Annotated in this window: 21 protein-coding genes and 1 pseudogene; 14 read left to right on the forward strand and 8 right to left on the reverse strand. The window is 53.9% G+C overall.

The features are described 5' to 3' along the window. Positions 1-37: 37 nt before the first annotated feature. The 7 genes from LBW89_RS17585 to LBW89_RS17615 all read left to right on the forward strand — a co-directional run bounded on the left by LBW89_RS17585 (position 38) and on the right by LBW89_RS17615 (position 8,645). Positions 38-787: a suppressor of fused domain protein gene (locus LBW89_RS17585; protein WP_225039701.1), complete on the forward strand. Its 750-nt coding sequence runs from the start codon at positions 38-40 to the stop codon at positions 785-787. A 183-nt stretch (positions 788-970) separates the two neighbouring features. Continuing rightward, positions 971-1,651, forward strand: a complete 681-nt coding sequence (locus LBW89_RS17590) for a response regulator transcription factor (protein WP_225039703.1) — start codon at positions 971-973, stop codon at positions 1,649-1,651. Beyond that, the gene (locus LBW89_RS17595; RefSeq protein WP_225039704.1) at positions 1,648-3,018 is read left to right on the forward strand and encodes a sensor histidine kinase; all 1,371 of its coding nucleotides are present in this window, start codon (positions 1,648-1,650) and stop codon (positions 3,016-3,018) included. Before LBW89_RS17590 ends, LBW89_RS17595 begins: the two co-directional genes overlap by 4 nt. 113 nt (positions 3,019-3,131) lie before the next feature. Next, positions 3,132-4,853 carry a S41 family peptidase gene (locus LBW89_RS17600; RefSeq protein ID WP_225039706.1) on the forward strand — a complete coding sequence of 574 codons (1,722 nt, stop codon included), beginning with the start codon at positions 3,132-3,134 and terminating at the stop codon, positions 4,851-4,853. A 242-nt stretch (positions 4,854-5,095) separates the two neighbouring features. Further along, positions 5,096-6,214 (forward strand): alanine dehydrogenase, encoded by a 1,119-nt coding sequence (ald, locus tag LBW89_RS17605; RefSeq protein WP_225039708.1) that lies wholly within the window; start codon positions 5,096-5,098, stop codon positions 6,212-6,214. A 51-nt stretch (positions 6,215-6,265) separates the two neighbouring features. After that, positions 6,266-7,687 (forward strand): pyruvate kinase, encoded by a 1,422-nt coding sequence (pyk, locus tag LBW89_RS17610; protein ID WP_225039710.1) that lies wholly within the window; start codon positions 6,266-6,268, stop codon positions 7,685-7,687. A 145-nt stretch (positions 7,688-7,832) separates the two neighbouring features. Next, entirely contained in the window at positions 7,833-8,645 is an 813-nt protein-coding gene (locus LBW89_RS17615; protein ID WP_225039712.1) for an alpha/beta fold hydrolase, read from the forward strand. On the opposite strand, the gene LBW89_RS17620 is transcribed toward LBW89_RS17615, so the two are convergent. From LBW89_RS17620 to LBW89_RS17635, 4 genes are read right to left on the reverse strand one after another with little or no spacing between them, the layout of a single operon-like run. Continuing rightward, complete coding sequence (locus LBW89_RS17620; RefSeq protein ID WP_225039714.1) at positions 8,642-9,757, reverse strand: GerAB/ArcD/ProY family transporter; 1,116 nt, start codon at positions 9,755-9,757, stop codon at positions 8,642-8,644. The genes LBW89_RS17615 and LBW89_RS17620 overlap by 4 nt on opposite strands. 20 nt (positions 9,758-9,777) lie before the next feature. Then, a complete protein-coding gene (locus LBW89_RS17625; protein WP_225039716.1) occupies positions 9,778-10,014 on the reverse strand; it encodes a hypothetical protein in 237 nt (78 codons plus the stop codon). A gap of 10 nt (positions 10,015-10,024) precedes the next feature. Further along, positions 10,025-11,230, reverse strand: coding sequence for a Ger(x)C family spore germination protein (locus LBW89_RS17630; protein WP_225039762.1), 1,206 nt, complete (start codon positions 11,228-11,230; stop codon positions 10,025-10,027). 27 nt (positions 11,231-11,257) lie between these two features. After that, positions 11,258-12,862 carry a spore germination protein gene (locus LBW89_RS17635; RefSeq protein WP_148455190.1) on the reverse strand — a complete coding sequence of 535 codons (1,605 nt, stop codon included), beginning with the start codon at positions 12,860-12,862 and terminating at the stop codon, positions 11,258-11,260. A gap of 190 nt (positions 12,863-13,052) precedes the next feature. Between LBW89_RS17635 and LBW89_RS17640 the strand changes: the two genes are divergently transcribed. Beyond that, positions 13,053-13,955 (forward strand): aldo/keto reductase, encoded by a 903-nt coding sequence (locus LBW89_RS17640; protein ID WP_148455192.1) that lies wholly within the window; start codon positions 13,053-13,055, stop codon positions 13,953-13,955. A 39-nt stretch (positions 13,956-13,994) separates the two neighbouring features. Here LBW89_RS17640 and LBW89_RS17645 read toward each other — a convergent pair whose 3' ends face one another. Further along, positions 13,995-14,330, reverse strand: a complete 336-nt coding sequence (locus tag LBW89_RS17645; protein ID WP_225039718.1) for a hypothetical protein — start codon at positions 14,328-14,330, stop codon at positions 13,995-13,997. 887 nt (positions 14,331-15,217) lie between these two features. On the opposite strand from LBW89_RS17645, the gene LBW89_RS17650 reads away from it, so the two are divergent. Together LBW89_RS17650 and LBW89_RS17655 are read left to right on the forward strand one after the other, a co-directional pair. Continuing rightward, a complete protein-coding gene (locus tag LBW89_RS17650) occupies positions 15,218-16,690 on the forward strand; it encodes a helix-turn-helix domain-containing protein (protein ID WP_225039719.1) in 1,473 nt (490 codons plus the stop codon). A gap of 227 nt (positions 16,691-16,917) precedes the next feature. After that, positions 16,918-17,079 carry an aspartyl-phosphate phosphatase Spo0E family protein gene (locus LBW89_RS17655; RefSeq protein WP_373317760.1) on the forward strand — a complete coding sequence of 54 codons (162 nt, stop codon included), beginning with the start codon at positions 16,918-16,920 and terminating at the stop codon, positions 17,077-17,079. Positions 17,080-17,171: 92 nt separating this feature from the next. Here the strand turns inward: LBW89_RS17655 and LBW89_RS17660 are convergent, their stop codons facing one another. Then, positions 17,172-18,752, reverse strand: a complete 1,581-nt coding sequence (locus LBW89_RS17660) for an oleate hydratase (protein WP_148455200.1) — start codon at positions 18,750-18,752, stop codon at positions 17,172-17,174. 166 nt (positions 18,753-18,918) lie between these two features. Beyond that, positions 18,919-19,488, reverse strand: coding sequence for a TetR/AcrR family transcriptional regulator (locus LBW89_RS17665; RefSeq protein WP_148455202.1), 570 nt, complete (start codon positions 19,486-19,488; stop codon positions 18,919-18,921). A 138-nt stretch (positions 19,489-19,626) separates the two neighbouring features. Here LBW89_RS17665 and LBW89_RS17670 point away from each other — a divergent pair, with 138 nt between their 5' ends. The 4 genes and pseudogenes from LBW89_RS17670 (at position 19,627) to LBW89_RS17685 (ending at position 23,059) form a co-directional block, all read left to right on the forward strand. Further along, complete coding sequence (locus LBW89_RS17670) at positions 19,627-20,331, forward strand: response regulator transcription factor (protein WP_148455204.1); 705 nt, start codon at positions 19,627-19,629, stop codon at positions 20,329-20,331. Further along, on the forward strand, positions 20,313-21,266 hold the full coding sequence (locus LBW89_RS17675) for a sensor histidine kinase (protein ID WP_225039721.1): 954 nt from the start codon (positions 20,313-20,315) through the stop codon (positions 21,264-21,266). Before LBW89_RS17670 ends, LBW89_RS17675 begins: the two co-directional genes overlap by 19 nt. A 191-nt stretch (positions 21,267-21,457) precedes the next feature. Then, positions 21,458-22,380: pseudogene (locus LBW89_RS17680) on the forward strand (ABC transporter ATP-binding protein). Continuing rightward, positions 22,373-23,059, forward strand: a complete 687-nt coding sequence (locus LBW89_RS17685; RefSeq protein WP_225039722.1) for an ABC transporter permease — start codon at positions 22,373-22,375, stop codon at positions 23,057-23,059. The pseudogene LBW89_RS17680 and the gene LBW89_RS17685 overlap by 8 nt, the downstream one beginning before the upstream one ends. Positions 23,060-23,529: 470 nt before the next feature. Here LBW89_RS17685 and LBW89_RS17690 read toward each other — a convergent pair whose 3' ends face one another. Then, a complete protein-coding gene (locus LBW89_RS17690; protein WP_170287142.1) occupies positions 23,530-24,867 on the reverse strand; it encodes a TolC family protein in 1,338 nt (445 codons plus the stop codon). Positions 24,868-25,023 lie beyond the last annotated feature (156 nt).

Consider the following 25,023-nt stretch of genomic DNA (forward strand, 5'->3'; position numbering starts at 1 on the left):
CGGCAATGATTAAATTTCGGATGAGGAGAGCAGAACGATGAATTTTTTTAAAAAGCTGTTCGGCGGCCGGGAAACCGGGAAGTCGGAGGACGGCACGACCATCTACCGTTATGATGAACCCCAGGAGCAGGAATGGGCGCCGCCGTCGGAAATTTTGTACATGGAGGAAATCGGCGAGCATTTTAACAAGGTGTTTCCGAACCGGGAAACGGCGGTATTCCATGAAATCGTATCGGATCTTGTACATATTGACGTAAACGTTATGGAAGCGACGCCGGACGAGCCCTACCGCGTGCTGTTCACGAACGGAATGAGCGATCTGCCGATGACGCTTCCGCCGGAGATCCGGGAGGAGTACAAGCATTTGGAACGGGCGGAGCTGATGATGTTTCTGCCGTCGGACTGGCCTTTGGAGCAGAAAGATTTCGAAGCGGAGGAGAATTACTGGCCGATCCGGCTGCTTAAAGTCCTCGCGCGGTTTCCGCATCAATATCACACCTGGTTAGGCTACGGGCACACCATTCCGAATTCGGAGGATTACGACCCGTATGCGCCGAATACGGAATTGTCGGGTGTGGTTCTGCTTGCGCTCCCGGAAGAGGTCAGTACGATTCATACGAAAGACGGAAATCAGATCCAGGTGTATTTTCCGGTACCTCTCTATCGGGAGGAGATGGAGGCGAAGCTTCAGTTCGGCTGCGATGCGCTGATTGAAAAACTGGCCGAGTTGCCCGGAGACTTTTTGATTCTGGATCCGCAACGGAAGAACACGTACAAAGACATTTAAACATCGTGTGAAAAGGGATGGCCCAGGGGGTCATCTCTTTTTTTGTATAGCCCGGGATCGATCAATACGCTAGCAACAACAGCCCGGATTCTACAAAAAAAGATCATACGCCGCGGCTATTCCCGGTGCGATCCCCGCTGTTATAATATGTCAGAATAAACAGGAATGGAGCGTGGCGCCGTTATGGTAAAAATTTTGATCGCCGATGACGATCCCCATATTCGCGAATTGATGGGCCTCTATCTGCGGAACGAAGGCTTCGAGGTCGCGGAGGCGGACAACGGCGAGGATGCGCTTGCGCTCGTCGGGGGGGCGGGCGTCCAGTTGGTTATTCTCGATATTATGATGCCGCTCATGGATGGCTGGGAGCTGTGTCGGGAAATTCGCAAGCGGAATGCCGATCTCCCTCTGCTCATGGTGACGGCCAAGGGGGAAGCGGCTGACAGGGTGAGAGGCTTCCAGTTGGGCAGCGACGACTACCTGACCAAGCCGTTCCACCCCATGGAGCTGGTGATGCGGGTCAAGGCGCTGCTGAAGCGGTATCGGATCGCCGCCTCCCGGCTCATTCAACTGGGCGGGATCGTGCTGGACGGCCGCAGCAACAAGGTGATACGAGACGGCCAGGAACTGGCTTTGCCCCTTAAGGAATTCGAGCTGCTGTTCAAGCTCGCCAGCCATCCCGGTCAGATCTTTACTCGCGAGAGCCTCATCGTCCAGATCTGGGGGATCGATTACGAAGGAGACGACCGGACGGTCGACGTCCATATCAAGCGGCTGCGGCAGCGTTTCGCCGGGGATGCCGCGCATTTCCATATCGAGACGGCCCGCAGCCTCGGCTACCGGCTTGTGGTGAACGCGGGATGAGGACCTTGTACGTCCGCGTCGTGCTGACTTTTTTGGTGATCATGATCATCAGCCTGTTGTCGTCTTCGATCGTCGGCCTCGTTCTGTTTCAGACGAAGCTGAACCGCCTCGGCCAAGAGGAGATGACCGAGGCCGGCGAGCGGGTAATCCGTCTCTACGAACTGACGCGTCCGCGGGATCTCGACGGTTTTCTAACCCATACTTCCAAGCTGATCTCCTATCCGTTGATTCTATTCCGCGATAAGGATCATTACCGGGCCTATGGCCGGGAACTGAAGGAGCTTCCTTCCAGCCTTGACCCGCAAGCGGTTCGGCAGGTGCTGGACGGGCAAGCCTACCGCTCCGCGCTTCGCGGCGTCGATGAATTGACGGTCGGCCTGCCGTTGGCCGCCGAAGGCCGTTCCTACGGTTTGTTTATGTTAACCTCCTCCAAAAACGAAATGACGATCCTACAGTTCATATCGGCCATTCTGCTGATGGTGCTGGTTGTCGGCAGCTTGTGTATTCTGGCGGCCGCCCGCTATCTGGTGAAGCCGCTGCAAGGCTTGACGGCGGCGACCCGGGAGTTGGCCAAGGGCCGCTTCAACGTCGAATTGCAGGCGAAGCGTCAGGATGAGCTCGGAGAACTGGCTCGCAGCTTCAACGCGATGGCCCGCGACCTCAAGCGATTGGAGCAGATGCGGCAGGACTTCGTCTCCAATGTCTCGCACGAGATTCAGTCGCCGCTGACGTCCATCTCCGGCTTCGCCGAGGCGCTCAAATCCCCGGGGTTGACGACGGAGGAGAGCCGCGCCCGTTATATCGATATTATTTTGAGCGAGAGCGGTCGTCTATCCCGGCTTAGCGACAATCTGCTGAAACTGGCGTCTCTCGAATCGGAGCATCATCCGATGGCGGCGCGAACCTTTCATCTGGACGAAAATATCAGACAGGTCGCGGTCACGCTGGAACCGCTGTGGTCCGCCAAGCGTCTGGACCTCCAACTGTCGCTGCCCCCCGCGCTTAAGATTCAGGCCGATCCCGACCAGTTGAACCAGGTTTGGACGAACCTGCTCGGCAACAGCATCAAGTTTACCCCGGAAGGCGGGAAGATCACCGTCGATCTGATTCCCGAGGACGACGAATACAAAGTCACGATATCGGACACCGGAATCGGGATTCCGCCGGAGGATCTGGATCGCATCTTCGAGCGTTTTTACATAGCCGACCGGTCCCGCCGAAGCGGCAGCGGCAGCGGTCTCGGACTGTCCATCGTCAAGCGGATCGTTCTCCTTCACCAGGGTCGGATCGAAGCGTCCAGTTCCCCCGGCCGAGGCACGACCTTCACGGTCCGGTTGCCGCGGAACGCTGTTCCCGCCCCCCTCTAGCGTTGAATGAATGTTTCGTCCGGCTCGCGCCAGTTCATGCTCCGTTCATATTCCGCTTCTACGCTTCCGGTGAGTGTCACGGAATTTTCAACGATTAGACTGGAGGCGGAACAGTGAGTATTTTGGCGGAAAGTTTGCTGGGGGCGTACAAGTGGTTAACCCCGTATGAGATGGTGCTGTGCGCGATTGATCTCTTTTTACTGGGATGGTACGCCGTCCCGGCTCGCCGCTCTTACCGGTGGGTCGATTTTGTGCCGAGCGCGGGCGTGCTGACGTCCGCCCTGAGCTTGCTTCGCGGGGATATGACCTTGCCGGCCCTGATCCTTTACGGCCTGAGCGGCTTGTTGTTTCTGTTCACCGTGAAAAGAATCCGGGCACCCAAGCGGCGTGCCCCGCTTCCCAAGCGCACGAGACTTCGCGCGATCTTCCGCGCCGCGTCATGCCTCGCCGCCATGAGCGCGGTCGTTCTCGCGCTCCTGCTAGCCGGGGAGCTGCGTTACAACCCGGCCAGCGACTTCCGGAAGTTAAGCTACTCCGAGGCCTTCGTTCGGTTGAACGAGCGGCTGTCCAAGGAGTATCCCTTCGGCGATCGGAAGCAGGTCGACTGGGAGGCTCTGGAGCGCAAGTATGCGCCGGTCTTCCAAGAGGCGGAGAAGAAGCGCGATAAGGAGCTCTATTACAAGGCTTTGCGGGAGTATTTGTTCTCATTCCGGGACGGTCACATCAAGATCGTTAACGAAGCTCTGTACGAGGACAATCCCGTCTTCAAACGGGAGGCTGGAGGCGGCTTCGGAGTCGGCGCCGTGCTGCTGGATAACGGCCAAGTACGGGTCGGCCTGCTGTTGAAGGGCAGTCCGGCGGAGCGCGGCGGGATGGCGCTGGGCGACGAGATCGTCGAATGGAACGGGAAGCCCGCGCTGGATGTTTATCGGGCGGCGGCCTGGAGCGATAATCCGACGGCGACGGAGGGGGCCCGGAGAATGAATCAGGGCCGATTCATGACCCGGGGGGCGGTCGGGAGCCGGGTCGAAGTTGAGTACAGGAGCCGGGCGAATGGCGAGCTAAGAAAAACGACCCTGCAAGCCTACGAAGACGACTATGCGACCCTGAAGGCTACCCGGGCCAAGCCGAAGCGGACGGATGCCCCCGTCGAAGGGCTCGTTTTGGAGAACGGTTACGGTTATATCCGGATCCGGTACTTCCTGCCGAACGATGCCGTGCCGGATCCCGCCGGATTGTTCGCGAGCATCGTAAAGGATTTTCAGAACCGGTCCGTGAAAGGCCTGATCGTCGACGTGCGCGACAATCCCGGCGGCGACGACGATGTGGCTGCGGCTATTGCCGGATATTTAAGCGTTTGGAAGCGGCATTATGAATTCGTCAGTTACTATAGCCGGACGACGGGCCGCTTCGAAATCAACGCCGGAGAGACTCGCGTCATAACGCCTAAGGAGTCGGGATACAAAGGGAAGGTGGCCATCCTGATCAACCACGGTACGGCCAGTTCGGCGGAAGGCTTGCCGCTCGTGTTGAAAGGACAGCCCCGAACCGTCATTGTCGGCTTCACCTCTACGAACGGCTCTTTCGGCGTGATGAGCCGCCCGATCGAGGCGAAGATGCCGGAGGGCTACCTGCTGCGCTTCCCGGACGGGAGATCTCTGGACGCTCATTATGCCGTTCAAGGCGACAGCGACGGCCAGGGCCGGGGCGGCGTCTCGCCCGATATTCAAGTGCCGCTGAACGAAGAGACATTCGCCGCGAAATATATCGAGGGCCAGGACGTTGAACTTCAAGCCGCCATAGAAGCGCTGGAGAAGACGCACTCCGCCCAATGAGGCCCGAGCAAGCCGCCTCCTTTCCGTTCATCCTGCTTGCCGCGTTGATCGCGGGCCGGTGCCTCCTTACCGCCATCCTGCAAAAAAATACGCCGGTAGCATAGCCCGTCCTCTCCGCGGGAACCCTATCCTGGAAAAATCACGACGGGAATTTCGGAATATACTGAAGTATTAAAAGGATCAGCCATTTTCGGGTTTTTCGGGTAATAGAAAGTATAGTTCGGATCAAGGGGATGGGATCGATGATCATCGGAGTACCCAAGGAAAGAAAGAATAACGAGCACCGTGTCGGAATGACGCCGGGAACCGTGCTGTCCTATGTACAGGCGGGCCACCGGGTGCTGGTGGAGGCCGGGGCCGGGCAAGGCATCGGATTTACGGATGAAGCCTACGGCGCGGCCGGAGCCGCGGTGGTGCCCACCGCCGCCGAGGCATGGTCGGCGGAAATGGTCGTGAAGGTGAAGGAGCCGATTCCCGAAGAGTACGCATTTTTCCGGGAAGGCCAGATTTTGTTCACCTACCTGCACCTGGCGCCCGAGCCGGAACTGACCCAGGCATTGGTTCAAGCGGGAGTAACCGCCGTGGCTTATGAAACGATCCAACTGGACGACGGCCGGCTGCCGCTGCTGATGCCGATGAGCGAAGTCGCCGGGCGGATGTCGATTCAGATCGGCGCGCATTTTCTGGAGAAGGCCCACGGTGGCAAGGGCCTTTTGCTCGGCGGCGTCCCCGGCGTGGAGCCGGGGAAGGTAACGATCCTCGGCGGCGGGATCGTGGGCACGAATGCGGCCCGGATGGCCATCGGCCTGGGCGCGGAGGTGACCATCATCGATCTGAGCGCGGAGCGGCTTCGTCAAATCGATGAGGTGTTCCAGGGCCGGGTGAAAACGCTGATCTCCAACCCGTACAACATAGGCGAGGCTGTCCGCCGGGCCGATTTGCTGGTGGGAGCCGTGCTGATTCCCGGCGCAAGAGCGCCGCGGCTGGTAACGGAAGAGATGGTGAAGAGCATGACACCCGGCTCGGTCATCATCGACGTGGCGATTGACCAGGGCGGCTCCATCGCCACCGTGGACCGGGTCACGACCCATGACCGGCCCACCTATGAGAAGCACGGCGTCGTGCACTACGCCGTTGCCAATATGCCGGGAGCCGTCGCCCGCACCTCAACGATCGCGCTGACCAATGTCACCGCGCCGTACGGCCTGCAGCTCGCGGGCAAAGGATGCCGGCGGGCGGCGTTGGATAACCGCGCTCTGGCCAAGGGGATCAACGTCATGGCGGGGCATGTGACCTATCCGGCTGTGGCCGAAGCGCAGGGGCTGCCCGCCAAGGATGTGTTCACGCTGCTGAACCAATAGAACCAATAAACACCCAGTAATCACACACTACATCAGACCAGGAGGGATTTCATGCTGCGGACAAAAATCATTTGTACGCTAGGACCGGCCTGTGACTCTTTGGACACCCTGAAGGAAATGATCCGGGCGGGAATGACGGTAGGGCGGTTGAATATGGCGCACGGGGAACCGGAGGAACATGCCGCAAGGATCAAGCGGGTCCGGCAGGCGGCCGGGGAGCTGGGCACTTTCATTCCCATTATGATGGACATCAAGGGGCCCGAGGTCCGGATCGGCAAGCTTAAAGAAGCTTCTTGCCGGCTTGAGCCCGGCGGAGAACTGATCCTGACGACGGAGGTCATCGAGGGGGATTCGCGGCGCATTTCCGTCAACTATCCGGAGATGCCCCAAGTCGTAGATGAGAACGACCGGATTCTGATCGACGACGGTCTGATCGAGCTTCGCGTTCTTGCGGTCGAGGGGTCGGAAATCCGCTGCCGCATCATTAGCGGCGGTACGCTGAAGCCGCGGAAGGGTGTGAATTTGCCGGGGATTAAAACGACGCTGCCCGGCATTACGGAGCGGGACATCCGCCATATCGGCTTCGGCTTGGAGCAGGGGATCGAAATGATCGCCGTCTCGTTCGTCCGCAAGGGCGACGACATCCGCGAGGTGAAGCGAATCCTCGGGGAACGGGGAGCGGAGCACGTCCAAGTCATTTCGAAGATCGAGAACGACGAGGGGATCGAAAATCTGGACGATATCATCGAGGCCTCGGACGGCATCATGGTAGCGCGCGGGGACTTGGGCGTGGAGGTTCCGGTCGAAATCGTGCCGATGCGCCAGAAGGAAATGATCGACAAATGCAATCTGGCCGGAAAACCCGTTATTGTCGCCACCCATATGCTCGAATCGATGCAGGTCAACCCGCGGCCGACCCGGGCCGAGGTCAGCGACGTGTACAACGCGGTCCTGCAGGGAGCGGATGTGGTTATGCTGTCCGGCGAGTCCGCGGCCGGCAAATACCCGGTCCAATCGGTGCAGACGATGGCGAGGGTGGCTCAGCAGGCGGAATCGATGATCGATTACCGCGAGCAATTCGACCGCAAAAGAGCGCAGCATGCCACGAACATCACCGAAGTGATCAGCCAGAGCGCGGTAAGCGCCTCGCTGGAACTGGACGCCAAAGCGATCATCACCTCGACGGAGAGCGGGTTTACAGCAAGAATGGTGTCCAAATACCGTCCGAAAGCTCCGATTTTGGCCATTACGCATGACCGGCAGGTGCTCCCTAAAATTTGCCTCCTCTCCGGCGTATTCCCGTTCCAGGGTGAGCAGGTCTCGACGACGGACGAAATGTTCAAAACGGCGATTCAAAGCGCTTTGAAGACAGGCTATGTGCTGCCCGGAGACACGGTCGTTCTTTCCGCCGGACTGCCGCTTGGACAGGCCGGGACGACGAACCTGATCCAAATCCAACAGGTCAATCCTTAAATCCATAATATGGCGCAAGCCTCCGCCCCGATTTTGCGGGATGGAGGCTTTTTGGCTTACATCAATATCTTGGGCATTCACCTATTTAGACGGGGCTGAGTATGCTGTTGGGAGAGCAACTACTTGAGCCATCGGAGGGTGAAGAATGGGATATTATGTGAAGGTCGCGCCGGATGTCCGGCTGTACGTGGAAGACGTCAACCCCCGCGGAGATAAGACGATTCTGTTTATTCACGGCTGGCCGCTCAGCCACAAGGCGTTTGAATATCAGTTCAATGTGCTGCCGGAAAAAGGATACCGCTGCATCGGCATCGATACGCGAGGGTTCGGCAAATCCGATAAACCGTGGGACGGCTATTGCCTGGACCGGATGGCGGATGATGTGCGGGGTGTGGTCGACGCGCTGGGACTCTGCGATTTCACGCTGGCCGGACATTCCTATGGCGGGGCGACGGCGATCCGGTACATGGCCCGGCACCGGGGACACGGGGTTTCCAAGCTGGCGCTGTTTGCGGCGGCGGCGCCCAGTTTGACCCGGCGGCCGGGTTATCCTTACGGGATGCCGAAGGAAGATGTGACCAAGCTGGTCAAGGATACGCTGAGCGACAGACCTCAGATGCTTCGGGGGCTGAAGGAACTGTTCTTTTTTCAGAACATCTCGAACGCCCTTGGCGACTGGTTCTTCGACATAGCGCTGCCGGCTGCGGGTTACGCCACGGCAAAGGTGGCGATGTCCTTTCGGGACGAAAGCCTGTTCTCCGATTTGGGCAAGATCGGGGTGCCCACGCTGATTCTGCACGGCCTTCATGATAAGGTCTGCTACCCGGAACTGGCCGTCGCGCAGAAGGAGGGCATTTCCGACGCCAAGCTCGTCTGGTTCGAATACAGCGGACACAGCCTGTTTTACGAGGAACGGGACAAATTCAATTCGGAACTGATGAAATTCATAGCGGATTAAGCGCGGCTGGCGGACTTCTTTGTCCATAATTTTCGGAAACCGTGCAGGATCAGCAGCAGCAAAGGGAAAAACACGCCTACGACTAGCGTATAGGGGACCCAAACTTTGGCGTCCCAAGACTGCCTGTAAGAAACATTGGGATAGATAAAGAACGCCATGGAAATCATAATCCACCCGGCGGGCAGCATGAGGGCTTGACTATTTTTTATCCCGAAAATAAGGGAAAGGCCCGCGACGATCATATACAGATAGAGGGCGAGCCGGAAAAACAGCGAGATAAACCACATGATGGCCATGACCGCTTCGATGCGCTGCAGAAAATTACCGATGCTGATTTTTTGGGCGAGCATATAACTGGGGTACATGCTTTGGGCCGTAATACTCGGGCCGAGTACGAGAATGGTCAGCGCGATGACGATGACGAGAACCACGCTGCCGAACAGACTTCCGATATATACGGCTTTATAGGCCCGTTCCGGTCGGTTGACGCTGGCCGGATAAATCATCAGCAGCATAATATGCGGGAAAAATACCACGCTGGCAAAGGAGAGGGCGGCCGAAAAAAGCGGAAGCGCCCCAAACTCGAATACCGGAAGCATCTGTTCCGGCTTGACTTCGGATAGCAGGAGCAGGGTCATGGCCGTAAACAGAAACACAAGCCAGGGAAACATCAGCTCGATGGAACGGGCCAGGACTTCGAGCCCCAGCCGGGCCCCTAGGGTCATGATCACGCCAAAGAGGAGAATGATCGCCTCGACGGGAGTCTCAGGCATCATTTGGATGGTCACAAAGTTTCCGATTTCTTGCAGAACCGTTGTGGGACCGCAAAGCAAAAAAGTGACCAGGAATAGAAGGCCTACGGCTTTTCCAATCCATTTGCCCATCAGGGTTTCACAGATTTGCATCAGGTTCTTTGTTGGATACATTTTGGCCAGCAGCAGATGTACAGAGACGGCGCCGAAGCCGAAAAGAACGCCGATCAACGCCGCGATCCAGGCATCTTGTTTGGCGATCGAGGCCAGGCCTGAGGGGACGAGCAAGATGCCGCTGCCGATCGTATACATCGCTGTCACGATCATAAGTTGACGCAGGGATAATTTATATTCCGGCATAACTATGTTCCTTTCGTTAATTAGATTAGTCCCAGTGCCGTAAGGAAGCGGCTGAACGGTCGGAACGCGATCGCTATATAGGTCAAAGGCGTCGGAAGGCTGGTAAATAGCACCTTGGCCACCGATATTCCGACGGCAAGGAGGAGCAGAACGGAGAACACCCAAACGGCACTCCGTTCTTTCGCCCGGATCATCCGGGGAAGCTCGATCCAGGAGATCAAGGCTGCGACGGCTAAAATCAATAATATTCGGATCAATCGTATCGCCTCATTCTTTCATGTCGTTTATAAAAGAATTGTTGAGCGTCCCCGTTCGACGAATATGGTAATCCACCTTAATCCGGACGGCCAGATCCGGAAAATAACGGTCGTCCCAGTCTTCCTTGTGCCGTTTCCAAAAACCGGGGTGGGACCGCCTAATGGCTTCACCGAAGCCAAAGATATCGACCTTATACTCTTCCTGTACTTTGGCGATGACCGACTTCATCAATTGTTCCACCTTTTTTTCCATTTTGCTTTCCAGTTCATCAATGGTCTTTGTCTGAATCAGATCGAGCCCTCTGCATTCTACGGCCCCCACATTTCCTTCGACAAAGGCCTTAATCTCAATTTCCGGTTTGGAGCCGAGGATCTTTCCCGTTACTTTCGTATGGCTTCTGACGGTTTCCAGGGTGACTTTCCCTTTATCGCCGCAGGGAACAAAAGCGACGGAGCTTTTGACGCCGCCTTTAATATAGCGGTACCCGCGGCTTTCCGTCTCGTTGAGCCAACCGATAAGCTTGTCGACTTTAAAAATAGCGAGCCCCACAAATCGAAGATTGGCGTCCGTTTTGATTGCATTCACGTTCTCCGGGGTTTCTCCGGCTTCACGGTTGCCGGTGATTTCCAAGCCGGTTAATATGGGATGCTTCCCTTCATTGCTCAAGTCGTTAATCAACTCGTCCAGCGTCACCGTTAAGCTGGGGGACCACACCCGCTCGGAGGTTTGCAGCGAATTGAACAGCTTGTTGGCCGGTATGGATTCCAGTGGGGTCATGATCTTCAGGGTATCCTCGGCTGTTGCGCCTTTTGTGGTTACCAGGTAGAAATCGGTCCGAAACTCATGATCCCGCATCAAAAAGTCCAAAAACTTGGCGATCCCCGCTCTGGCCATGGATTCCCCGATCAGAAACATCCGCAGGTGCGAAAAATAAATTTTTCGCGGACTTACTTGGGTCATTCTTCGCGCCGCTTCAAAGATCGTATCTCCCTCGGCCGTATACAAGGTGGCCGGCGCCTGACTGCCACCCGCTTTTTTGGAAGCCACCTGCCCGGGAACCACGACTTGAACGGACAGCCGGTAACGGTCGTCCACGCGGTCAACCCCGGCGGCCACCGCAATGGCCAGTTCATTCAATTCCCTGCGGTTCCAACAGCCGCTCAACAGGAGAGTGAGGAATGCGAAGAGTACAAATAAGGCTCCTATCCGTTTCATGCCCAACACACTCGCTTTCCACATAGCTTAATTCTCGCTTCGTGATTTCTTTGGAGGATTGCCCGGTCTGCGCGTGCGGTTCGCCTTACTGAGCAGCCTCGGTCGGGTGGAAAGCAGCCAATGGGGTAACCGCAGGATGGAGTCCTTTTGGGATTCCGGGATGAGCGGGGCCAAAGGCGCCATATAAGGAACTCCAAAGGAGCGAAGACTGCACAGATGGAGAATCAGGGCCATCACGCCGACAAAAATGCCGAACAGTCCAAAGGATCCGGCCAGAGCCATGAGCGGAAATCGCAGCATCCGGAAGGCGATCGACATATTGAAGGCGGGAAGCACGAAGCTGGATATCGCCGTAATCGCCACGACGATTACCATGGCGGCGGAAATAATCCCCGCTTCTACGGCTGCTTGGCCGATGACCAGGGTTCCGACGATGGAAATCGCGGAACCGATGTTTTTAGGCAGCCGAACCCCGGCTTCCCGTAAAATCTCAAAAGTCAATTCCATCAACAACGCTTCCACGAAAGCCGGAAACGGAATTTGTTCGCGCTGTGCGGCCAAGCCGAACAGCAGTTGGGTCGGGAGCATTTCCTGATGAAAGGTCGTGACCGCGATATAAATAGAGGGACCCAGCAGCGATATAAAAACGCTAAGATAACGCAGAATGCGCAGAAAGCTGCTGATGTCCGCCCGCTGATAGTAGTCCTCGGAAGCGTGCAGGAAGGAAATCAGCAGGGCCGGGACCACCAGAACAAAGGGGGTTCCGTCCACCAGGATCGCAACCTTTCCTTCCAATAGTTCAGCGGCGATGACATCGGGACGTTCGGTATTGTAAATGGTCGGGAACGGCGTGAACGTGGTGTCCTGGATGAACTCTTCGATATAGCCGCTTTCGAGAATGCTGTCCACATCGATTCGATTCAGTCGGTCGCGAACTTCCTGAACGATCTCCGGATTGGCAATTCCGTTGATGTACATTATGCCGACATCCGTATGCGTCACCCTTCCGATCTGCATCGTTTCCAGCCACAGATTCGGGTCCTTGATTTTTCGGCGAATTAACGACGTATTGGTGCGAAACGACTCGGAGAAAGCTTCCCTGGGACCGCGGACGACATTTTCCGCCGACGTTTCCATCACGCCGCGATCCTTCCAACCCTTTGTGCCGGCAATAAGGCCTTCCGCGGAGCCATCCACCAAAATGACGGTATCCCCGGACAAAAGAGAGCGGAACAGGGTAAAAAAATCGTTCACGGTCCTGCTTTGTTGATTGTATAGCGAGATTTCCGCCAAAAGGCGCTTCCCGTCGCTGAACGGAGAGCTTTGCTGATCCTGTTGCCCGGCGGCTTTGGAGGCAAGGTGAGCCACGGTTTTCATGATCGACTCATAGATCTTGTTCTGATCGGCCAGTCCGTCCGTATAGAGAATGGCGATATAGTTTTTTTGCGATTCGCCCAGCGGGATTTCCCGGATCCCGATATCGCTACTGTTTCCGAGCGTCTGCCGGATCTTTTTCAAATTGGCCTGCAGATCGGGAAACAGCTTGTCCTCCGACGAGTCGGGTGAATGATCCGGGCTTTTCCCTTGGTGGCCGATTTCCCCGGTCTGGCGGTGTTTTCTTCGAAGCGGCATGGGATCTTCTTCCTCTCGAGATTCTAGCCCCATTATTTCCGAAGCGCCCGGCGACTAAACTCCTGCGGAATTTAAAAAAACGGGGCGCGGAAGCAACGCTGCAAACGTCATTTTTGAGACGCGGGCGGGCCGCGTGATACAATGAAATCGACACTCAAATCCATTAGTTAACCAGCGGGAGGGAAACGTTATGAAGTATCGCAGATTGGGAAAAACGGAGCTTGACGTCTCGGTGATCGGGATCGGAACGTGGCAGTTTGGCGGCGAGTGGGGCTTGCAGTTTACGCAAAAGGAAGTCGATGCCATCCTGGACAAAGGTCAGGAATTGGGAATCAATCTGATCGATACGGCGGAATGCTACGGCGATCATTTGTCGGAATCGTTCATAGGCGATTACCTGAGCCGCCGCAAACGGGAGGACTGGATTGTCGCGACCAAGTTTGGCCATCACTTTCATGAACGGTTCACCCGCAGCGACAAATTTGGGGCCAAGGACGTGCTGGAGCAGTTGGACGGCTCCTTAAAAGCGCTGAAGACGGATTATATCGACCTGTACCAATTCCACTCGGGGCCTGACGAGGCCTTCGATAATGACGAATTGTGGACGACGTTGGACAAGCAGGTTCAAGCCGGAAAAATCCGCCATCTCGGCACGTCGATCGGCAGCAATGACAACCTGCATCAGACCGAGGCTTCGACCAAGGTCAATTCGCAGGTGATCCAGGTCGTTTATAACCGGCTGGACCGTACGCCGGAGCAGCGGGTCTTCCCGTCCTGCGAGCGGCAGGACTTGGGCGTACTGGCCCGGGTTCCGCTGGCCAGCGGCTACCTCAGCGGAAAGTATAAACCCGGGGCCGTGTTTGACAGCACGGATGTGCGGCACCGCCATGACCCGGAGAGCACGCGGCAGAAGCTCGAAGAGGTGGAGCGGATCGCCCGGGAAGAGGTGCCGGAGGGCGTGGACATGGCCCGGTGGGCACTGGCCTGGTGCCTCCGCCATCCGGCCGTCAGCGCGGTCATCCCCGGCTGCAAGAACCCGGCGCAAGTCGAGGCGAACGCGAGCGCGGCCGAGCTAGTCGAGAATGAGGGATGACGCCTGGCGAGCGTCAACCGCCGGAACGCTAGTGGCCCATCAACCGGCCTTGATAGCCTTGATAACATAGAATTCCTGCAAATATGCATGTTTTTTCTTGTTCGGAACTAAAAAAATGAAAATTCCTGCGATTCTGCAGGAATTTTCGACGAAACCGGCTTGTTTCTCTAAAATCGCTGTAAATGCCTGCAGATTTGCATCTTTTTTCGTTATAGGGGCGTCGATCGGCCAAAACACCTGCAGATTTGCATCTTTTTGAAGTCGGAAGTGTACTAGGCAGCGCCTAGCCGGAGCGCCACAAAAGTCCCGCCGCTTCATTCCATGCCTGGCCGGTCCTTTTGGCGGTTCGCCCAGACTTAGCGGGAAAATCTCCAACTAATCACCTCACCTGTAAAGGGGGCAAATTTGTACTGGTGCTGCATTAAACCTAACATGGTGCTGCCTGTTTAATAACGGCGTTTTGGGCCGTTATTTCGGCCAGATTCGCTTTCGCGGGTAAAATAGCGGCCCAAAAGGGCCTTATTTCTCCAGTACGGGTCCCAAAATCAGGTTTCGGCCCGCTTTTCCCAAAAATATGGCCTCAAAGGACCGCTATTTCACACAGAAAGGACGATTTCGACAAAATAGCGCCTCAAATGGCACTTATTCACCCGTGCGGCTCAAAGGGAGTCTGTTACAGCCGTTAGTCCCCTCGGGTTAATGCAGCGCTAGTGGCAAATTGGCCCTTTGGAGGGAGATTAGCTGGAGGAATTCCAGCTAAATGGACCTCAGGAGCGAAGCAGACCAAATTTACGGGAGGAATTCCCGTTAATGGATCGTCGCGGCTTATGGGTCTACCGGTTGCTTCTCGCGATGTCAGGAGGAGGATAGGTTTCAATGCAGCGTTTGCGCCCAAACAGCCGATCTTTAGTCAAATAGCAGCTATTATTTCCGCCAAATCCTTTCCTTCAAAGTTTAAAATTGAGCCTACTTTGGAGAATTTGACGACTTCGTCCGACAGAAACATTCCCCCGCGGTGCAACGACCTTCGAAAAATCCACTTTTTCCTTTTCTTGTATAGATCCCAATTGCTATATCATCCGAGCAATCTATGTTTAACAAACCGGACTTTTGTCGAACTATGCGGTATTTCCCGGGCAATTCAACAAATAAAATGAAGGAAGGACAAAACACCCAAATTATATATGAATTTTGTCTTTTTCCTGTTGACGTATGAAAATATTGGAAGTATATTCACTAATAACATCACAAGTTGTTATTTTATGGATGTTGATTTAAAGGCACGCGATAATGGCTTGGGGGGTGATAGCTTTTTGATTTCCACAACCACGCTTCGCGCAAAAATAGAAAACCATATCAAGAGAGAAGGGGTTACCCTTCATCAATTTTCCGGAATTTCCGGAGTGAATGTTGGGACAATAAGCGGCATTCTGAACGGAAACCGGTCTATATCCATCGGGCAATTGGACCGGATCACGGCAGCGATGGGACTTCCCGAAGGGGAGTTGTACGAGCTGTACGTGGAAGACTGCTTTGCTTTCCAGGCACCGCATTGGCGTCGGCTTAAGCCTTTTTTGTTGCGCTGCGCGGAACTTAAACGGCATGACTGCATTAGCGGGATCTTAAATCGATTGCTTGAGGATCTGAAGCAGGTCCCCGGGATCTTTGAAGCCGCGGAACTCATGTTTGCCCAAGGCTGGAAGGAAGCCGCCGTTATCTTATATGAGAGCGTTATTGAGTGCGAGCGCTCCAGCCATTCGGAACGGTTGGCGATGAGCTATTATCGCATATTTCAGATTTTAAAAAACGACGGGCGAAGGGGATTTAAAGCGGCACTGCAGTTTTTGCCTTACCGTTATCGATTACCCGAAGCGCTGGCGCTTGAAGGTTTGTCCATGCTTATTCAGATTTATGCCTTTAGATTTAATTGGACGGAAGTTGAAAATTACGCGGATGAACTAATTAAACTGGCTTGGACATTTTATGAAAAGAAAGTTTGGAAGCAACCGGACTTTAAGCCGGTTCGCCCTCTTGTGTTTTACTATGGCAGAGCCTTTTTGTTTAAGTCAGGGAGTTACGAATACCGCGGCATGTATGAGGAGGCAAAAAAGTGGATTGCCGAATATGCCGATTTAAGCTGGTTTGAATGGCAGGATGACGAGGCAAGGGCTGAAGTGGAGCAATTAAAAATGTTCGCTAAAGCCAATTACTTATGTTTGGATATTAAATCCGGCAACCAATTGAGAATTCCGGAATACGTCTCTTTTTTGGAGGCTCATCCGGGCGAGATTGTTGAAGGTTTAATTACATTAATCGAATCCGCCAACAGATATGATTTTTATATTGATGAGGTCCTAGACAAGTTCTCGGAAGAAATTGAGGTATATAGAAGATTTGGCGAGGAACATTGGCAGGCCAGAGATGCGTTGGAAATGGACTATTCTAAAGAACCCCCTTACTTTTTTCGGTATGCCGTGTTTTTTCAAAACTATGCGGTTTATCTCTTCAGAAAAGGCTCTTATGAGGAGGGGCTCAACAATATACTGCACAGCATGAAAATGTCTCTCCAAATCAGCAGCAAGGATATCTTTGTCAATATTGCTATGGTCATCTTTGAACTCCATCGGCAGTTTTCTACGGAAGAGCAAAATCAAGAGTATATTAAACTTTGCAGGAGGTTGTGGGAAAATGAAAAAGAACATGTCTTGGTTGGTTTCGGGTATTCTAATGCTTAGTGTCACGGTTGTTGGTGGGACTGGCTTGATAACGACCATGGCGCATGGTTGGAGTGGATAATCTCAATATCTTCAGGGTCAGCCCCAAGCTGGCCCTATTTTCATTTTCATGAACATTTTGGTATATTATCTCATATTTGCAATACGTCTCATAATGCTATAAATGGCAACATCTTCTAATATGTTTCATAGGGTGAGAGGCTATGAATAATAAGGAGAGAATGATAGTGCGAATTGAACAAGAGAGACAGAAATTAAACCAGTTGGCGGACCGTTACGGACTGCGTCACAAGGCGGTGCTCAATCAATCCGTACTGCTGGATAAATTGATTAATAAGTATAACAAGGTGAAGTATGAAGATATGAAGAGAAGGCAGCCGACGGCATGATTCGGCTTCGGCGGGATCGGTTGGGCTGCATGAATAGCGGATGACAAAGAGCTGTGCCCGAGACAGGGACGCAGCTCTTTGTGTGATGTATTTTACCGGAACGAAGTGACAAAACCCTGCAGCAAGGTCCTTACATCGTATTGGTACTGGTTGATCGGCGCAATCGGCTTATCCAAGCCAAGCAGCGTGTAAACCGCAATCCGCGCCGCCCGGACGGAATACTCCTCGGTAAATACCACATCGTCCGGAATTTCGCAGAACTGGCTGATGAACGCCAGGTTTGTGGAGCCGTCCGGAACGACTTTGGGACGGTCGCCCAAGGCACGAGGCATGAATTGTGCCGTTATGAACGGCATCATGCAAGGAATACAGTTGGCGGTAGAGATGATGGCATCCCTATCCTTCTCAAAATGAAGATGATGCAGCAGCTCGGTCAAAATTTCTTCCCCCGTACAATCGCTCATCTTCTTTTTCACGTAATCTCCGACCCGATCCGGGAACAGGCCGTATCCCCAGAACACTTTCACATGCTCCGGTTGATTGCGGAAATGCGGCTGATGGGCGAGCACGATGGACATGAACCAGCTCGAATCCTTGAAAGTAACGAGTGCCCCCGTACCGGCCTTATTGCGCGAGAACGCCTCCATCAGATCGAAGAAACGGGAGTCTTGGCAGGTCACCGTAAACGATTCCCACTTGGAGCCTTCGATATGATCGGCGAAAGGCGAAGGATTTCCCAATCCCGGCTTTTTGGCCGCAATGCGCTCCCAAAGCTTCCAGGAGCTTCCCTTCCCCAGCAATTCGGGGGCGGAGGTCATGGAGCCCAGGCTTGAGCTTTCCGTCATGGACCCGTTGGTGACGATCACCAAATCCCCTTCGCCCAAATCCAATACTTGCTCCGCTCCATCCTTCATGTAATGCAGGCGGGTTACGGTAATCCCGTCGCCTTCTTTGAAATCCAGATCCGTTACCGTACATTTCAGCGTAAAATCCACGCCATGCTCTTCCAGATACTTATGCAGCGGAAGAATGATCGAGTCGTACTGGTTATACGGCGTGCGCGTAACGCCCTCCAAGGTGTGAATCCGCGGGTATTCGTGCATGAAGCGAATCATATATCTTTTCAGCTCGACGGCGCTGTGCCAAGGCTGGAACGCAAAGGTGGTCGCCCACATGAACCAGAAGTTGGTTTCAAAAAAATGGGGGCCGAACCAGTCGTTAATCCGGGCCGTGCCCAATTTCTCCTCAGGCGTGACGATCAGCTTGGCCATCGCCAACCGGTCGGCCATATCGAAGCCCATGGAAGTGACGTCTTCGACCTGCCCCTCCTTGTTGACCAGCCGCGCATTGGAGTGGGTCGGATGGGCCGTGTCAAAAGCGACGATTTCCTCCCGCACGGACAAGCCGGGTTGATCAAGGGAAGGGATGGAGCTTAACAGATCCCATAAATTTTCGTAGGTTTCATCGTTCAGCATCCGGCCGCCGCGGATCACATAGCCTTGTTGTTCGTTTCCCGCGCCATCGTTGCTTCCTCCGAGAATTTTCATTTCCTCCAACACGTGAATTTGTTCACCTGGAAAGCCGCAATCCCGTACCAGAAAAGCCGCACCCGCCAGTGACGCTATACCGCCGCCGACAAAATACACCTGTCTTCCGTTTCCGTTCTCTGCCATATCTGTCGCCTCCACAAAAAGGGATTGTTCATGTTATGAACAATTTTAATGTAGTACGCCGACCCCCGACTTGAAAATCAACAAAGGAATGCGCGTGTTTAATTTTTGTACACCCGCCCCGGATTGTCTAGAGAAGCGACGCGATCAGCCATGGAGCTTTCGGACATTACAGGCGGCTCTCCTCGTAGCGCTGCAGGGCTCGTTCAAAATTTCCCTCCATTAAGCGCGTCAGCCGTTCGATGATCAACTCCGGTTCCGTCACCATGCCTTCCCGCATCCACTGGATCACCAAACCCGTGAACGCCAGCGTATAGAAATCGGCCATAAATTTCTTATCTTCGTCGCTTACCTGTTTGTTGCAGGAGAGCTCCTGGACAACGCCCATGATCAACCGATTGGTGACGGCGAACAAATAGGCGTCAAGATGTTCGTGGGCCAGAGAGTGAAGCGTGTTCAGGCAGAAGCTCCGATTCGTTTCGATATACTTGAAAATTTTGAGCAGTCCTTGCGGCCAGGTATCGTAGCTGCGGTAACCCGCGATGGTATCGACGGCCTCGGTTTGATAGATCCATCCCAGCAGCTCGTAGATATCCTGAAAATGATAGTAAAAGGTTTGGCGGTTGAGACCGCAGCGTTCCACCAAATGCTTAACGGTTATTTTACTTAAGGGAGTCGTACTCATCCGGTTCTTTAAAGCGGCGGCCAGCGCCTTTTTGGTGAGAAGGGAATTCGACATCGACATCACCTGCACCTGTAAAATTTTTCAAAAACCTTATTCCCATTATACGCTTCCGCCTCACGATTCTCAAAAACGGCCGTCCGCTGTTCCGATGGTGTATAATCAGGGAGAGAATGAGAGACGGGGTGGGCAAGTGTGCCGCATAAAATTTTGCTGATAGAAGATGACGCTTCGATTATAGATATGCTGACCGGCTATTTAACCAAAGAAGGTTACGTCATCCGGTCGGCCGGCGATGGTGAGGACGGGCTGGCTCTGTTCCGGAACGAGAACTTTGATTTGCTGGTGGTCGATTTGATGATGCCGAAGCTGGACGGGATGGAAGTGATCAAAAGGGTCCGCGAAACCAGTTCCGTCCCGATTCTGATCATGTCCGCCAAAGACAATGATGTCGACAAGGCCATCGGTCTCGGCTTCGGCGCGGACGATTATATCGCCAAGCCGTTTTCGCTGATCGAAATCACGGCTCGCATCAAGGCGGCGATCCGGCGGGCGACCTTGTATGCCCGGCGCGAATCCGAAGAGAAGCCGGAGACGGTCGTCGTCTTGGACGGTTTAACCGTGGATCTGGATAATTACCTGGTTCGCAGGAATGGGGAGGAGATCAAGCTGACGGCCAAGGAAGCCGAAATTCTCGGTCTTTTCCTGCGGAATCCGAATCGCGTATTCACGAAGGCGCAAATCTACGGGTTCATCTGGAACGACGATTACCTGGGCGACGAGAATGTCATCAATGTGCATATCCGCCGGCTGCGGGAAAAAATCGAACAAGATCCTTCCGAACCCCGCTATTTGCAAACCCTTTGGGGCATCGGCTACAGATGGACGGTTGCGGAATGATCTACGGCGTGCTGGTCGGCGTGATTTTCATATTGGCGGGGTGGGTATACAAGCTGCATCAGGACAACCGGAGAAGATCCCGGCAGCTTGGGCATATTCACGACAAACTGGAGCGGATTCTGACGGATGAATCGGGCGCCAAGCTTCTGCTTTTTACCGGGGACCCGGAGCTTCGCCTGCTTCTCACGGATATCAACCGGGTGCTGGAGTTAAATCAGCGCATTTTGGCCGAGCGGTCGGGGACCGAGCAGTCGACCCGAAGAATGCTGTCCAACATCTCCCATGATTTGAAAACCCCGCTTACGGTGGTCCTCGGTTATTTGGAGGCGATGGAGCTGGACCCCGGCATGCCGGATACCGAGCGGACGGAGCTGATACGTAAAGTTCACCGCAAGGCCAACGAAGTGCTGGAGATGATCAGGCAATTCTTTGACCTGGCCAAGCTGGAGGCGGGGGATCTGCCCGTGCCGCTGACCCGGGTTCACATGAATGAGGTCTGCCGGCGGAATATGCTGGCTTTTTACGAGGTGCTGACGGGGCAAGGCTTCGAGGTTAATCTGTCAATCCCCGAGGAACCGATTTATGCCTACGCCAACGAGAGTGCGCTGGATCGGATTCTGGACAATCTGATTTCGAACGCGATCCGGTATGGTGGAGACGGTAAAGTGATCGGCTTGAGTTTAAGGGAAGAAGAGGACCGGGTGTGCATCGACGTATGGGACCGGGGGAAGGGAATCGGCGAAATTCACCAGAGCCGGGTGTTCGAGCGGATGTATACGCTGGAGGATTCCCGGAACAAGGCGTATCAGGGCAGCGGTTTGGGTTTGACGATTACGAAGCGGCTGGCCGAGCAGATGGGAGGGGACGTCCGGCTCTACAGCCGGCCCTTCGAGAAGACGATTTTCTCCGTATACCTCCGGCCGTTTCGGTATTAATTGCTGGCTTAGCCTATAGATAAGCAGGTTCAACTGCATGCTATGGGCTTTTTTTGTGCGCTGTAAATGCGGCAACTTCAACTTAAGAAACAAGTAAGATTTGATTAATAAACAAGAACGGAAGGGACTTTACAATAAAAATATAGTGAAAAACAGATCACGAGTAAGGCAAGACCAAAAGGAGAGATACGATGAGCTCTATTCTGAGAACGATCGGACTGACGAAGGTGTTTCAAGGCAAGGAGGTCGTGTCCGAGGTAAACATGAACGTAAAGAAGGGTGAGATTTACGGGTTTTTGGGGCCGAACGGAGCGGGGAAAACGACCGTGATGAAAATGCTCACCAATCTGGTGAAGCCTACGGTGGGGAAATTGAAATTTTCGGAGAGAAGTTGACGACAAAATCGTACCAGATGCTAGGCCGCATGGGGGCGATTATCGAATACCCGATTTTTTACGATAAACTGAAGGCCCGGGAAAATCTCGAAATGCATTGTGAATATATGGGTTACTACAATAAAAAGGCGGTCGATGAGGCGCTGGAATTGGTTAATTTGCGAAATATCGAACAGAAGCCGGTAAAAGACTTCTCCCTCGGGATGAAGCAGCGGCTCGGGATCGCGCGGGCGATTATTACGAAGCCGGAACTTCTTATTCTGGATGAGCCGATCAACGGGCTTGACCCGCTGGGGATCAAGGAAATCCGCGATTTGTTCAAGCTGCTCTCGAAGGAGTACGGGATGACGCTGCTGGTATCAAGCCATATTTTGGGCGAAATGGAGCAGATGGCTGATACGATCGGCGTGATCAACCACGGGCGATTGATCGAGGAAGTGGCGATGGACCGGGTGCGCGAGCGGAATACGGATTACATTGAACTGAAGGTCGGCGACAGCAAAAAAGCGGCGTTTGTTTTGACGAATCAGTTAAGTGTGTCCAATTTTAAACTGATGGATGAGGTTACGGTACGGGTCTATGATCCGCAGGTCCGGCAGAACGAACTGACCAAAACGCTGGTGCTGCATGATGTGGTGATCGAATCGATCCACAAAAAGAACAGCTCGCTGGAGGATTATTTCTTTAGCCTGTTGAATGGAGGCAACCGGAGTGCTTAATTTAATCAAGCTGGAATTGAAAAAGACGAAAATCGGCCGCAGCATCCTTGGCGGATTCATCGCCTCGTTTTTGATCATGTTTTTTGTCATCGTCGTAAACTACGATGGTTCCGAGAAGCCGTTTACCAATTACGGGGACGTGTTGACGAGCGTCGATCTCTTCGTGTCGTTGACGTTCATCATCTATGCCTCCGTACTTCTGTCCAAGTTCATTATCGACGAATATAAGAACAAATCCATCACCGTACTGTTCATGTATCCGATCCAGCGCAAGAAGCTGCTCGCGGCAAAAATCATCATCGTGGTCCTGTTCACATTCCTGTTCGGCATCATCGGCCGCGTGGTGGCCTTTTACGGGTTTTATGTTTACAATAGCTTCACTCATTTTATCCCGGGGGAGCTGCCGACATCGCTCCTGATCGAACATGGCATCCGCTTCCTGGTAAATTCGGCGGTGTACAGCTGCATCTCCCTTGTCCCGCTATATTTCGGGATGAGAAAGTACTCGGTACCTACGACGATTGTGTCCTCCATCCTTGTCGCGATGGCTCTGAACGCCAACACCGGGACGGAATTTACGCTGAGTAAAATCGTAATCATCCCCGTGATCATTGCGGTGCTGGGTCTGCTTGTCGCGTACCTGGCGATCCGGAACGTCGATACGAAGGATGTGGCATGAATATGCAAGGCCCCTGGCTGTCTGACAGCCGGGGGCCTTCATCGTTGGCGGGGGGTGAGACCGTGGAGCGTAGTCGCCGCTACGACCGAGTCCGCCTGCGTTCCGCTGGGCCAACGCCCCCGGTTCGCTAGCGCAAGCGGACGACCGTGGTCCGCGTTCTGCGCTAACGGAAGCCATAGCCGCTATTTCGTATTTTAAAGGCGAATCGGGGTTCTAACGGAAATATTAGCGGCTATTTTGGCAAAATGAGGCCAGCCGGGGGCAAATAAGCAGAATAGGCGCTATGGCTTCCGTTAGAATTTCGGAAAGGTGAAAAAGCGCGAAATAGCGGCTATTACGTCCGTAAGGGAAACGAGAAACGTCGAGCGTAGTGAGCGTAGTGAGCGTAGTCTTGCTTTTTCACGGAACCGAGTTGACCGCAAAAAAGACTGTTCCACCGGCCCTGCATGGTCGGCGGAACAGTCTTTAATTTACTTGATTAACCCTTCCTCCATTTTGTCCGCGGCTTTATTGGCCATGTACACCTGCAGGCGCGTCAGATCCCGCGCGAGCTCTTGCTGGGTGAGGGTGAATCCGTACTTATAAAAGTCATAAGACGAAACGAGTCCGTTATTGAAGCGGGCTTCCATATGGATATAATCCTGATTCGCCTCGGCCAGGTCCTTCTCGGCGGTCCGATAAGCCCGGTAGGCGGTATCGGCGTCGCTGTAGGTTTTGCTGATTTTTTTGCTGAGTTCGACGCGGGTTTGTTCCGCTTGCTGCTCCGAAATTCGCGTCATCGTGTTCAGGTAATCCTCCTGATGGTCGTTGGCTGCATCGGTGCCGTACTCTTCATTTTTGGCTTGGACGATTGCGTTCCACTGTTTTTTCATTTCATAGGAATTCTCCAATAACGCCTTGTTGTCCTTGCGGGTGACGGGCTGAGGCGTATATTCGATATCTTCCAGCGTAATCTCCGGGTCGTAGACAATCCCCAAATCGAAGCACATTTGAATCAGGGCAAGCTGGTAATTTTCCCTTAAGGACTCCAACTGCTCTTCCTGGTCGCTTATGGCTCGCTGTGCGTTCATGACGGTTTCCGAGCTTGCCAGCCCTTCTTCCTGCAACACGGAGGCTCTATGCTCATCGCGCTTGAGCAGCTCCAGATATTGCTCCGCCAGCTCGATTTGCTTGTCCAGGGACAGGAGCTGGACGTATTGGGAGGTGATTTGCAGCTCCGCTCCGTCTTTGGCCATCTCCAGATCCAGGAGGGTATTGGATTGCTCCGTATTCAACTGCTCCAAGCCTTGCTCCAGTTGTTCCCGTTGGCTCTGCAACTGCTTGTTCAGGGCGGAAGCGATGCCGCCGACCCCGTTCATGACTTGGTTGACCACGGTGTTGGTTTCGATCACAGGCCCCAACCATAAAGGCGGTTCAGTTGGCATTTGGTCCGGCGGAAAGTACTTCTTCATGATTTCATCCGGGCTAGTCGGCAATGTATAGCTCCCCGAGCCCGTATCCATCTTCGCCTTATCCAACTCTTTCTTTTGGTCTTTTAAATTGCTCTCATTTTGCTTTAACGCGGTCAGCTTCATACTGAGCAGCGACAAATTATAGGAATTGTCGATGGCCCGCTTTACGATCGTATCGAGGTCCCAATGCTTGAGCGACGCAAGCGTGCCGGAATCGACAAAAGACGTCTTCAGTTTCTCGCCTGTCGTCGCGTGATGTCCCGTCTGGGTCGTATCGCCGTCGGCGGCCTTCACGGAAACGGGGCCTGCGGCCAGTAAAGCGAAGGACAGGACCAGTGCGGCGGCTTCCTTTTTCATCAAAAATTCCCTCCCCATTCTTCTCTCATTTTCCCATGCTAACACATCAAGATTCTGAAAATCAATGGCAGGGGGGTTCGCTTGACAACCGTGTCCTGACTGGGTTACTTTGGAGTTAAAAAAATAACCGGTGAGTTAGACGGGGGAGGAGATTAA

It is taken from the genome of Paenibacillus sp. alder61 (genome assembly GCF_020179875.1).
Classification (GTDB): domain Bacteria; phylum Bacillota; class Bacilli; order Paenibacillales; family Paenibacillaceae; genus Fontibacillus; species Fontibacillus faecis.